General features: G+C 68.2%; 10 protein-coding genes. 5 read left to right on the top strand and 5 right to left on the bottom strand.

What is annotated here, in order from left to right:
* Positions 1-50: 50 nt before the first annotated feature.
* The gene (locus ACSMFO_RS29490) at positions 51-872 is read right to left on the bottom strand and encodes a transporter substrate-binding domain-containing protein (protein ID WP_038521722.1); all 822 of its coding nucleotides are present in this window, start codon (positions 870-872) and stop codon (positions 51-53) included.
* Between the two features lie 723 nt (positions 873-1,595).
* On the opposite strand from ACSMFO_RS29490, the gene ACSMFO_RS29485 reads away from it, so the two are divergent.
* Genes ACSMFO_RS29485 through ACSMFO_RS29475 form a run of 3 tightly spaced genes read left to right on the top strand, consistent with a single transcriptional unit; the run spans position 1,596 to position 5,046 of the window.
* On the top strand, positions 1,596-3,248 hold the full coding sequence (locus tag ACSMFO_RS29485; protein WP_436461278.1) for a circularly permuted type 2 ATP-grasp protein: 1,653 nt from the start codon (positions 1,596-1,598) through the stop codon (positions 3,246-3,248).
* An 11-nt stretch (positions 3,249-3,259) separates the two neighbouring features.
* Positions 3,260-4,207 (top strand): alpha-E domain-containing protein, encoded by a 948-nt coding sequence (locus ACSMFO_RS29480; protein WP_378435119.1) that lies wholly within the window; start codon positions 3,260-3,262, stop codon positions 4,205-4,207.
* Complete coding sequence (locus tag ACSMFO_RS29475; RefSeq protein WP_073845853.1) at positions 4,204-5,046, top strand: transglutaminase family protein; 843 nt, start codon at positions 4,204-4,206, stop codon at positions 5,044-5,046. Before ACSMFO_RS29480 ends, ACSMFO_RS29475 begins: the two co-directional genes overlap by 4 nt.
* Here ACSMFO_RS29475 and ACSMFO_RS29470 read toward each other — a convergent pair.
* Positions 5,043-6,047: a FecCD family ABC transporter permease gene (locus ACSMFO_RS29470; RefSeq protein WP_436461277.1), complete on the bottom strand. Its 1,005-nt coding sequence runs from the start codon at positions 6,045-6,047 to the stop codon at positions 5,043-5,045. The two genes, ACSMFO_RS29475 and ACSMFO_RS29470, sit on opposite strands and share 4 nt — an antisense overlap.
* A complete protein-coding gene (locus tag ACSMFO_RS29465; RefSeq protein WP_436461276.1) occupies positions 6,044-7,009 on the bottom strand; it encodes a FecCD family ABC transporter permease in 966 nt (321 codons plus the stop codon). Before ACSMFO_RS29465 ends, ACSMFO_RS29470 begins: the two co-directional genes overlap by 4 nt.
* A gap of 132 nt (positions 7,010-7,141) precedes the next feature.
* On the opposite strand from ACSMFO_RS29465, the gene ACSMFO_RS29460 reads away from it, so the two are divergent.
* Positions 7,142-8,140 (top strand): ABC transporter substrate-binding protein, encoded by a 999-nt coding sequence (locus tag ACSMFO_RS29460; RefSeq protein ID WP_436461275.1) that lies wholly within the window; start codon positions 7,142-7,144, stop codon positions 8,138-8,140.
* 87 nt (positions 8,141-8,227) lie between these two features.
* On the opposite strand, the gene ACSMFO_RS29455 is transcribed toward ACSMFO_RS29460, so the two are convergent.
* Together ACSMFO_RS29455 and ACSMFO_RS29450 are read right to left on the bottom strand one after the other, a co-directional pair.
* On the bottom strand, positions 8,228-9,040 hold the full coding sequence (locus ACSMFO_RS29455) for an alpha/beta fold hydrolase (protein ID WP_436461274.1): 813 nt from the start codon (positions 9,038-9,040) through the stop codon (positions 8,228-8,230).
* Positions 9,041-9,123: 83 nt separating this feature from the next.
* Complete coding sequence (locus ACSMFO_RS29450) at positions 9,124-10,536, bottom strand: M20/M25/M40 family metallo-hydrolase (protein ID WP_436461273.1); 1,413 nt, start codon at positions 10,534-10,536, stop codon at positions 9,124-9,126.
* Between the two features lie 373 nt (positions 10,537-10,909).
* Between ACSMFO_RS29450 and pdhA the strand changes: the two genes are divergently transcribed.
* The gene (gene pdhA, locus ACSMFO_RS29445; RefSeq protein WP_436461272.1) at positions 10,910-12,115 is read left to right on the top strand and encodes a pyruvate dehydrogenase (acetyl-transferring) E1 component subunit alpha; all 1,206 of its coding nucleotides are present in this window, start codon (positions 10,910-10,912) and stop codon (positions 12,113-12,115) included.

The raw sequence follows: 12,115 nt of genomic DNA, 5'->3' as shown, positions 1-12,115 counted from the left end.
TGACAAGCCTGTGGCCGGTGCACTGGGCACCGGCCACAGAGGACGGATTATCAACCGGCGGCCGGGCTGCCCGGCTGCCAGGTCGGCGCCTTGCCGAACCACTTCTGGTAGATCTGCGCGTACGAGCCGTCGGCGACCGAAGCCTTGAGGACCTCGTTGACCTGGTTGACGAGGGCGGTGTTACCCGACTTCACGCCGATACCGTAGAACTCGTTGGTCTTGAACTCCGTGACGACGGTCGTGTCCGGGTTCGTCTTCACGAAGTCGTAGAGCACACCGTTGTCGTTGATGCCCGCGTCGATCTGGCCGCTCTTCACCGCCTGCTCCAGCAGCGCGAGGTCGTCGAAGGTGACGATCTCGGCGCCGACGGCCTTTTCCTTGCCGTAGTCGGCGCCGGTGGTGGCCGACTGGACGCCGATCTTCTTGCCGGCGACGTTGCTCAGGTCCTTGATCGGCGAACCGGTCTTGACCAGCAGCGCCTGCGACGCCTCGAAGTACGGGTCGGAGAAGGCGAACTTCGCCTTGCGCTTGTCGTTGATCGTCATCCCGGCGGCGGCGAGGTCACACTGGCCCGTGTTCATCGCCTCGCCGGACTCGATGTTCTCGAAGGCGATGTCGACGATGCTCTGCTCGACACCCAGCTTCTTCGCCACGAGGTCGACCAGGTCGACGTCGAAGCCGACGATCTTGTCGCCCTGCTTGACCTGGAACGGCTGGTAGGGCAGGTGCGTGCAGGTGGTGAGCTTGCCGGAGGCGACGAGCTGGACGCCACCGGCCGCGGTGCTCTGCCCACCTTCTTCGCCACACGCGGTCAGCGCACCCGCGGCTAGGGCGAGCGCCGGGATCAGGGCGAGCGCTTTCAATCGGGCCACGTCGTCACTCCTTGTAGTTCCCATGTGTCGAGAGCATGCATAGTGCCACTCATCCGGCGGCAAGCACAGCACCGAGACGTTACAGCGCTGTTTCCAGCGAAGATCGTCCCGACAACGGGAGGGAGCCGACCTCGGTCCCGGTGGGTCCCGACAGAGGTTCAACCGGCCCAGCACGGGAAACACGGTGGGGCGCCGAAGCGCCCCACCGCCGCCCTATCTACTTGGGCCAATATTGGAACCTGTAGCCGTTGTAGCAGATACCCGCACAACTGGGGTCGACAGGAAAGTACTCGAGCGGCCCGACGTTGTAATACCGGGCGAATTCGCTCCGCTCACGGATACAGCTATCGTAGTTGTGACCGCACCAACGACTCGTGACATCCGCTACGCCGACACTGGTCGACGGCGCCGCGGCACCGTCCTGAGCTGCCATCGCGACACCCGGAACGGCCAACGCCGCCACTGCGGCACCGGCCACGATGAACGTCTTCACAAGATTCTTCACAATTCCCCTTGTAAATTGCAGGTGAAATTCAGAGCCTGCTCATCCAGCAGGCAATACGCGAGTCAACGAGTTTTACGCATGGCGAAACGCCGAACAGAATCCAACCTTCCCCCAGTCAGGTTTGAATACGCCCGGCGAGGCTAGCATCAGGCTGATCATTCCACCAAGCCAACCGGGGCATCTCGCGCCGGACGGGGTCCATGGGTCACGATGACCCCATGAACAACAACTCGGCGCCCCGTCTCCCCCCTGCGGGCCGCCGCCCGCGGACGACGACGTCGGCCCGGCGCGCGGCGAAACCCGGGGCGCAGTTCGACGGCTATCTTTCGCCGTCGCGGCCACACGCGGGCGCGTACGACGAGATGTTCACCGCCGACGGCACGGTCCGCCAGCCGTATCGCGCGCTGTACGAATCGATCTCCGCGCTGACGTCGGCGGACCTTTCGTCCCGGTCGGCGGCGATCGACCGGGCCATGGTGGACCAGGGCATCACGTTCTCACTGTCGGGCCAGGAACGCCCGTTCCCGCTCGACCTGGTGCCGCGCGTGATCACCACCGCCGAATGGAGCAAACTCGAACGCGGTGTGGCGCAACGGGTCCGCGCGCTCGAAGCCTTTCTCGCCGACGTCTACGGCGACCGGCAGATCCTGCGTGACGGCGTTCTGCCGCGACGGCTGATCACCTCCTGCGAGCATTTCCAGCGCGAGGCGTTCGGGATCAATCCGCCCAACGGCGTCCGCATCCATGTGTCCGGTGTGGACCTGGTGCGCGACGAGGAGGGCACCTTCCGGGTGCTGGAGGACAACCTCCGCAACCCGTCCGGCGTGTCGTACGTGATGGAGAACCGCCGCACGATGGCGCGCGTGTTCCCGGACCTGTTCGCCCAGCACCGGGTGCGCCCGGTCGGCGATTACGCCTCGCATCTGCTGCGCGCGCTCCGGGCGGCGGCCGCGGCGAACGTCGCCGACCCGATGGTCGTCGTGCTCACCCCCGGCGTGCACAACTCCGCGTATTTCGAGCATTCGCTGCTGGCCCGGCTGATGGGCGTCGAGCTGGTCGAGGGCCGCGACATGTTCTGCCGGGACAACGTCGTCTACCTGCGCACCACCGAGGGCGAACGGCAGGTCGACGTCATCTACCGGCGGATCGACGACGAGTTCCTCGATCCGGTGCACTACCGGCCGGATTCCGTGCTCGGCGTGGCCGGCATCCTCAACGCGGCGCGCGCGGGCAACGTGGTGATCGCGAACGCGGTCGGCAACGGCGTCGGTGACGACAAGCTCGTCTACACCTACGTGCCCGAGATGGTGAAGTACTACCTCAACGAGAAGCCGCTGCTGCCCAACGTCGACACCTTCCGGTGCTGGCTGCCGGACGAGTTCGACCACGTCATGCAGCATATGGACGAGCTGGTGATCAAACCGGTCGAAGGTTCGGGCGGGTACGGCATCGTGTTCGGCCCGGAGGCGACGCAGGCCGAGCTGACCGCGCTGAAGCGGAAGGTCCGGGCGCACAAACGCGGCTGGATCGCCCAGCCGGTGGTCCAGCTGTCCACCGTCCCGTCCAAAGTGGACGAAAGGCTGGCGCCGCGGCACGTCGACCTGCGGCCGTTCGCGGTCAATGACGGCAAGGAGATCTTCGTCCTGCCCGGCGGGCTGACCAGGGTCGCGCTCCCGGAGGGCAGCCTGGTCGTCAACTCGTCGCAGGGCGGCGGCTCCAAGGACACCTGGGTACTCGCGCCGCGATCTTCGACGGCGGAACGGGAACTGGAACGGCCCGCACTCGGCGCACTGTCCCAAGTGGACGGTCTGATCGCCGAACAGGGCCCGGAGCTGACCACCACCCAGCAACAGCAGCAGCAACAGGCATAAGGGAGGTTGATGTGCTCGCCCGCAACGCGGAATCGCTGTACTGGATCGGCCGGTACGTCGAACGCGCCGATGACACCTCCCGGATCCTCAACGTCTCCGTGCATCAGCTGCTCGAAGACGCGAGCGTCGACCCGGACCACGCGAGCCGCCAGCTGCTCGCCGTCCTCGGCATCTCGCCGGAGGGCATGGAGACGCTCGACGTGTGGAAGCTGACCGAGCTGGTCGCCTACGCCAAGGACAATCCGGCGTCGATCGTCGGTTCGATCAACTCCGCCCGCGAGAACACGCGCGGCGCCCGCGAAGTCGTCTCGACCGAGCTGTGGGAATGCCTGAACGCGACGTGGAACGCGGTGCCGGACAGGCAGCGGTACGCGCGCCGCGCCGGGCCGCACGCGTTCCTCTCCTTCGTGGAGGAGCGCGCGGCGATGTTCGCCGGGCTCGCCGATTCGACGATGAGCCGTGACGACGGCTGGCTGTTCATGGTGCTCGGCCGGTCGGTCGAACGCGCGGACATGGTGGTGCGGCTGCTGCTCTCGCGAGTCCAGGACAGCGCTTCGTCACCCGGCTGGATCACCGTGCTCCGTTCGGCGGGCGCGCAGGACACGTACCTGCGGACCTATCGCGGCGCGCTCGACGCCGGCCGGGTCGTGCAGTTCCTGTTGCGGGACACGCTCTTCCCGCGTTCGGTGTTCCACGCGTTGCGCCAGGCCGAGGAATGCCTGGAGCGGCTGGACCCCGGTGTCAACTCGCGTGCCAACGAGAAGTCCGAGGCGCTGCGGCAGCTCGGCCGCGCGCGCAGCGAGCTGGAGTTCCTGCGGCCGTCGGATCTGCTGGAGGACCTGCCGAAACGGCTCGGCGCCCTGCAGACCTCGATCAAGGACATCGGCGACGCGGTTTCGGTGCAGTACTTCCATTCGTCGCCTTGGGTGGCCTGGAGCGGTGCGGAGGTTTCGCTGTGACCTGGCAGCTTCGGGTGGCCCACCGGACCGGGTACCGGTACGCGACCCCGGCCACGCAGTCGTACAACGAGGCACGGCTGACCCCGCGCTCCGACCGGCGGCAGACCACGGTCGTGAACCGGGTCGAGACGACGCCGGCGACCCGTGCTTACCGGTACACGGACTACTGGGGCACCGTCGTGACGTCGTTCGACCTTCACGCGCCGCACACCGAATTCACCGTGCTCGCGACGTCGGTGGTCGAGACCGCCGACGAAGGCGAGCCGGTCCGTTCGGCGACGTGGAAGGACCTGCGCGGCGACACCGTGGTCGACCACCGCACCGAGTACCTGACGCCGACGCCGTACACGCCACGCGATCCGGAGCTGACGAAGGTCGCGCGTGAACTGCGGAAGGGGCTCGACCCCGCGGAGGCCGTGCTCGCGGTCTGCGAATGGGTCAACCAGCAGCTGAAGTACCAGCCTGGGACGACCGGTGTGCACAGCACGGCGACCGACGCGTGGCGTGCGCGCGAAGGGGTTTGCCAGGACTTCGCGCATGTCACGCTGGTGATGCTGCGCGCGATCGGCGTCCCGGCGCGCTACGTCTCCGGGTATCTGCACACGAAACCGGAGGCGAAGCTCGGCGAGACGGTCGAAGGCGAAAGCCACGCCTGGGTCGACGTGTGGACCGGCGGCTGGTGGGCCTACGACCCGACGAACGCGATCCCGGTCGGGCCGCGGCACGTCTGGGTCGCGTACGGCCGCGACTATGCCGACGTGCCACCGCTCAAGGGCATCTTCACCGGTGGCGGTCAGTCCACTTTGGACGTCTCGGTGCAGCTGACCCGGCTGACCTAAGCCCTGCGACGCAGCAGCAGCCAGAGCAGATAGGCACCGCCGAGGGCTGCCGCCACGACGCCCGCGGGCAGCAGCGAGGACCCCAGCAGCCGCTGGCCGAGGTAGTCCGCCGCGACGACCAGCGCCGCGCCGACGAAGGCCGAAGCCGCCAGGTTGGGCCCCGGCAGACGCGTCATCCGGCGCGCGAGCTGGGGCGCGGCGAGCGCGATGAACGGCAGCGGCCCGGTCGCGGCGGTGGCGGCGGCCACCAGCGCGACCGCGACCAGCACCAGGGTCAGCCGAACGCGGTGGACGTCGACGCCGATACCGGTGGCGGTGTCGTCGCCCATCTCCAGCATGCGCAGCGCGCGGCCGTTGAAGAACACGATCGGGGCGAGCACCGCCACCGCGACCGCCAGCGGCACGAAGAAGCTCCAGTCGCGGCCGGCGAGGTCGCCGACCAGCCAGCCGACGGCCTGCGCGGCGGCTTCGAGATTCGCCTTCACCAGCAGGTACGAGTTCACGCCGACCAGCACCGCGCTGACCGCGATCCCGAGCAGCACCAGCCGCGAACTCAGCAGACCGTGCGGCGCGCACAAGGCCATCACGACCAGCGCGGTCAGCAGCCCGCCGACCAGCGCGCCGACGGAGACGAGCCCCGGGCCGGAGCCGACGAGCAGCAGGGTCACGATGCCGCCGGTCGCCGAGCCGGTCGTGAAGCCGATGATGTCCGGGCTGCCCAGCGGGTTGCGGGTGATCGTCTGGAAGACCGCCCCGGCCAGCGCCAGCGCGGCCCCGACGAGGATCGCGACCAGTACACGCGGCAGCCGTCCCATGACGACCAGGTACTGCGCCTTCGTACCCGAACCCGCGAGTGTGGCGAGCACTTCGCCGGGGCTCATCTCGTAGTCGCCGGTGCCGACGGAAAGCACGACGAGCGTCAGCGTCACCAGGGCCAGCACGGCGACGACGATCACCGATCGTCTGTCCACACCGGACTCACGACGAACGAGCGCGGTCATCGGCGCACCGCCTTCAAGCGCCGGGCCACGATCACGAACGCGATCCCGCCGACGACGTCGGTCATCACGCCGACCTGGATCTCCCCCGGCGAGCCGAGCAGGCGGCCGAGGACGTCGCAGCCGAGCAGCAGCACCGGCCCGAGCAACGCCGAAATCAGCATCACCCACCGCTCGTCCTGGCCGATCAGCGTGCGGACGACGTGCGGGATCATCAGTCCGACGAAGGCGATCGGCCCGCAGGCCGCGGTCGCCGACGCCGAAAGCAGACCGACGGCGACCATCCCTGCGACGCGGACGAGCGCCGGATTCGCGCCGAGACCACGTGCCGTGTCCTCGCCCAGCGCCAGCGCGTTCAGCGCGCGGGCCAGCACGATCGCGATCACCACCCCCGCGACGAAGAACGGCAGCAAGACCGACAGCTGATCCAGATTCCGGTTGACCAGCGAACCGACCAGCCAGAACCGCATGGCCTGCAGGTTGTGCGTGTTGACCATCTGCATGCCCTGGTTGATCCCGACGAACACCGCCTGGACGGCGACACCGGCCAGCACCAGCCTCAGCGGGCTCGTCGCGCCGCGTGTCCCGCCGAGCACCGAGACCAGCGCGGTTCCCGCGAGTGCCCCGGCGAAGGCGAACCAGACGTACTCGCCGGGCGAAGTCACCGAGAACAGCGTCGAGCCGAGCACGATCGCGACGGCGGCACCGTGGTTGATGCCGAGCAGGCCGGGTTCCGCGACCGGGTTGCGCGTGATCGCCTGCATGAGCGAGCCCGCCAGCGCGAGCGCCATCCCGGCCAGGATGCCGAGCACAGTGCGGGGCAGGCGATCGTCGCGGACGACGACGTCGTTGTAGCTCCCGTCGTAGGCGAAGAGGGCGTGCAGGACTTCGCCGAGCGAAAGGCGGTTCGAGCCGAAGCCGATCGACAGCAGGATGACCGCGACGAGCGCTGTCAGGGACCCCACGAGGACCAGCGTTCTCACGGAAACGCTGGTCCTCATGGTCGTGCCGCGCTCCGTGACCTGGACCATGGCGTCCACGATAAGGGAAGGCTAGCCTAACGACGAAATCCGGTTCGACGGCGAAAGAAGATCTCCATGCACCTCTCCCGACGCGGCTTTCTCGCCGGCACCGCGGCGCTCGGCGCCACCGGCCTCCTGACCGCCTGCGGCTACCAGGACGAGACACCCACGCGGGGAGCGGGCGCGACCTGGTCGTTCACCGACGACCGCGGCCGGAAACTCGAAGGCGAGCGGCCGACGCGGATCGTCGCGCAGGTGACCGCGGCGGCGGCGCTGTGGGACCTCGGCGTGAAGTCGGTCGGGATCTTCGGCCCGTCGAAGTTCGCCGACGGCAAGCCGGACCCGCAGGCGGGCGGCGTCGACCTCAACACGGTGACCTCGCTCGGGAACGTGTGGAACGAGTTCAACTTCGACAAGTTCGTCTCGCTGAACCCGCAGCTGCTGATCAGCGTGATGTACCTCAAGGACCAGATGTGGTACGTCCCGGACACGCAGACGGAGAAGATCGACAAGGCCGCGCCCAGCGTCGGCGTCCGGCTGCGAGACATCTCGATGCCCGAAGGGATCGCGAAGTTCATCGCGCTCGCGAAGGCGCTCGGCGCCGACACCGAGACTCCGGCGATCAAGGCCGCGAAGGAGGAGTACGAGAAGGCTGACGCCGCGCTCGCCGAAGCGGCGAAGAAGGCCGCTGGGCTGAAGATCCTCCTCGTGTCCGCGCAGAAGGACGCCGTCTACGTCTCGAACGCGCCGAAATTCGCGACCTCGAAGCACTACCAGAGCAAGGGACTCGACTTCGTCACGCCGGAGGCGCCGGATGAGAGCCAGGGCGGCTACTACCAGCAGATCAGCTGGGAGAACATCGGCAAGTACCCGGCCGACGTGATCATGTACGACAACCGCGGCGGTTCGCTTTCGCTCGGCCCGGACGGGCTCGGCGGCGTGCCGACCTGGGCACGGCTGCCCGCGGTGAAGGCCGGGAAACTGATCCCCTGGAACAACGAGACGCCCTTCTCGTACCAGCGTTTCACGCCGCAGCTGACGGAACTCGCCGCGGCGCTGAACAAGTTCGCCTAGGGCCGGACGCCGCGGCGGTATCGCGTGGGCTGAGCGGGTCGTGAGTGGTAAGTGTCGTTCTAACGACACTTACCACTCACGACCCGCTCAGCCCAGGAACTCCCGTAACGCCGCCGCGAGGTCGGCCGGGTTGTCGTCGGCCCATTCGCGCCACACCGCGATCGGGTCGCCGTACAGCTCGGCCATGTCGTCGCGGCTGGACCACAGCATGAGGACGGGACAGCCGAGCTTCCGCCCGGCCGCCTTGTCGGCGTCGTCGGCTTCACGGTCGGGCCCGAGGCCGGCGCGGTAGTCCTCCAACATCGCATGGACCGTCTCGGGGTCGTGGATCGCACGCAGGAAGTCGGCGTGGTTCTCCGCGCCCATGGCTTCGGGATCACCGCCGTACCAGGCGTCCGGGTCGGCGTTGATCACCCGCTCGGCGGGTTTCGCGAGCTGGCCGAAGAAGAACCAGTGCCACCATTTCCGCGCGAAGTTCGCGTCGGCCCGCGCGAGCGCCTCACCGATCGGGACGCCGTCGAGGACGACCAGTCTGGTGACCGCTTCGGGATGATCCATCGCCAGCCGATGCGCCACGTAGCTGCCGCGATCGTGCCCGGCGACGGCGAACCGTTCGTGGCCGAAGTGCCGCATGAGCGCGACGATGTGCCTGGCCATGGCGCGTTTCGAGTGCGCCGAGTGGTCTTCGGCGGTCTCGGGTTTCGACGATTGGCCGTAGCCGGGGAGATCCGGGCAGACGACGGTGAACGCGTCCGCGAGCCGCGGCGCGACGTCGTACCAGGTGGTGTGGGTGCGGGGATGTCCGTGCAGGAGGACGAGCGGCGGCCCCGATCCGCCGTGGCGGACCCTGAAGGTCACGTCGCCCGTGTCGACGTTTTCGAGCTCGAAGCCTTCGAACATGATCCTCCCGCGCGTGCGATGAAGGACTCCTTCATCGCAAATTTTGCGATGAAGGAGTCCTTCATTGCAGCGTGAGCCGGGAATCAGCTCCGCGCGTGCGCGTTCAGGATGTGCGCGACCGCCTCGGTGACCCGCTGCGCGAAGTCGATGTTCAGCCACTCGTCCGGCACGTGGATGTTCGAGTCCGGCCCGCAGGCGCCGGTGACCACGAACTGCGCGTCCGGGTACTTCTCGCCGAGCAGCCCCATGAACGGGATCGATCCGCCCATGCCGTAGCTCTTGTGCGGCTCGCCGAAGACCTCGCCGCTGACGTGGTGCAGCACCTCGTCGAGCCACGGCGCGGTGTCCGGCGCGTTCCAGCCGTTCTCCGCCTGGAAATCGCCGAGCTCGACCGAAGCGTCGTAAGGAACGTCGGTGGTGAGGACGCGGCGGACCGCCTCCATCGCGGCCTTCGCGTCGGCGGTCGGCGGCAGGCGGAAGCTCAGGGTGAGCGTGGTGCTGTCGCGCAGCACGTTGCCCGCGTCGGCGGGGAGCGGGAAACCCTTCGCGCCGATCACCGAAAGCGTCGGCCGCCACGAGTTGTTGAGCAGCAGCTCCAGATCGTCGTCGGAGACCGTCCGGCCGACCACCGGGAAGAGCGTCTTCGCCGCGCCGGGCGCGATCTCGACGACGCCACGCGCCTCTTCGACGCGGTTCTCCGGGATGTCGACGCTGAGCTCGGCGAGCTTGATCTCGCCGGTCTCGACGTTCTCGATCCGGTCGATCAGCGCACGCAGGACGCGGAACGAACTCGCCACGATGCCGCTGGCCATGCCGGAGTGCTGCGCGGACTCGAGCACCTTCACGGTGACGTTGACGTGCAGCATGCCGCGCAGGCTGGTGGTCAGCCACAGGCGCTTGTAGTCGGTGCCGCCGGCGTCGAGGCAGACGACCAGCGAGACCGCGCCGAGCTTCTCCTTCAGGTGCTCGACGTAGGCGGGCAGATCCGGGCTGCCGGATTCCTCACCGGTCTCCAGCAGCACGACCGCACGGGAGTGCTCGCCACCGGCCGCGCGCACGGCTTCGATCGCCGTCGTCGCCGCGTAGCCGGAGTAGCCGTCGTCGACCGCGCCGCGGCCGTACAGCCGACCGTCGCGGATCACCGGCGTCCACGGGTCGAGCCCCTCGGACCAGCCACCGACCGGCGGCTGCTTGTCGAGGTGCCCGTACATCAGCACGGTGCCCTTGTCTGCGGCTTCTGACGTCGCCGGGATGTCGACGACCAGCAGCGGGCTGCGGCCTTCGAGTTCCACGACCTCGAGCGTCGCGCCGGGGATCTCCCGGGCGGCGATCCAGGAGCGGACGTGCTCGACGGCGGCGGCCAGATGACCGGTCTTCGCCCACTCGGCGTCGAACGCCGGCGACAAGGCGGGGATCGCCACCAGGCCGGACAGGCTGGGAAGGACGTCGTTCGTCCAGTTCGAAACCACGGTTTCGCGTACGGATTTCTGCTCCACGTCCGCCATCCTGCCACGGGCGCCGGAGAGTGGGATGGATCACAGCGGCGGGCACGGATCGTCATCGACCGCGCCGGTCAGGACACCCGTCCGGGTCCGTCGTCCGCTGGTCGGCCCGCGGGTGAATTCCCTACTTTCGGCGGCCCCACACTCGGGCTTCCTAGCATTTCCCCTGATCAGGCACCTTTTCTCAGCAACAAATCAGCATCCGGCACTGACCAAAACGGCATCCGGCATGCCAGGATGTCCGCACGAACCGTCAACGCCGACGGTGACCCAGCGCCTCAGATCCGACGCGCTGGTCCCCGACGGCGCAGTCACTGTGGCCGCCACAAGTGGCCGCCAGAGGCGCCGACATCAAGGAGAGCAGCGCATGCCGTCCGAACACTGGACGCACCCGGAGCCTGGAGATGGCCCCGCCGCCGCGGCGGCGCAACCCACCCCCGAACAGGTGATCGCCGGTTTGCGAGCGACGAGCGAAGGTGGCGCTGAGCTGACTCAGCTGCTCACTCCCGAAGGCGAACGGGTCGCCTCGCCGCAATTCGACCGCTACGTCGACGACATCGACGCCGAAGCCCTCAAGGGCCTCTATCGCGACATGGTGCTGGTCCGCCGCGCGGACCGCGAGGCCAACGCGATGCAGCGCCAGGGCCAGCTCGGCATCTGGGTCCCGTTGCTCGGCCAGGAGGCCGCGCAGATCGGCTCCGGCCGCGCCTTGCAGAAGCGGGACATGGCCTTCCCGAGCTACCGCGAGCACGGCGTCGCGTACGCCCGCGGCATCGACCTCAAAGAGGTGCTCGGCATCTTCCGCTGCACCGACCACAGTGGCTGGGACTACCAGGCCCACCGCTTCCACCCGTACACCATCGTGATCGGCAACCAGGTGCTCAACGCCGCCGGTTACGCGATGGGCCAGAAGTTCGAAGGCAAGGTCGGCGACGAAGACAGCGAAGCGACCATCTGTTACTTCGGTGACGGAGCGACTTCGCAGGGCGACGTGCACGAAGGCTTCGTCTGGGCCGCCGTCTACGACGCGCCGATCGTGTTCTTCTGCCAGAACAACCAGTGGGCGATCTCCGAGCCCACCGAGCGCCAGTCGCGGCTGCCGCTGTACCAGCGCGCCCGCGGTTACGGCTTCCCCGGCATCCGCGTGGACGGCAACGACGTCCTCGCCTGCCTCGCGGTCTCCCGCTGGGCGCTGGAGGAGTGCCGTCACGGCAACGGCCCGGTGCTGATCGAGGCGTTCACCTACCGGATGGACGCGCACACCACCACCGACGACCCCACCCGTTACCGGCTCTCCGACGAGCTGGAGGAGTGGAAGCTGAAGGACCCGATCGAGCGCGTCCGGGCGTACCTCGCCCGCGGTGGCGGCGCCGACCAGGCGTTCTTCGACCAGGTGCAGGCCGACTCGGACGCCTTCGCCGCCGAACTGCGCGACTATTGCTTCAACATGCCCGAACCACCACCGGACCGGATCTTCTCCCACGTGTACGCGGAGTCCACGCCGCTGCTGGACGCGCAGCGCGAGGAGTACCTGTCCTACCTGGACGGTTTCATCGGGGCGGGGGAGCACTGA

Origin of the sequence: Amycolatopsis sp. w19 (assembly GCF_051373225.1) — a bacterium.
Lineage (GTDB): Bacteria > Actinomycetota > Actinomycetes > Mycobacteriales > Pseudonocardiaceae > Amycolatopsis > Amycolatopsis japonica.
This window is presented reverse-complemented; position numbering and strand designations above follow the sequence as displayed.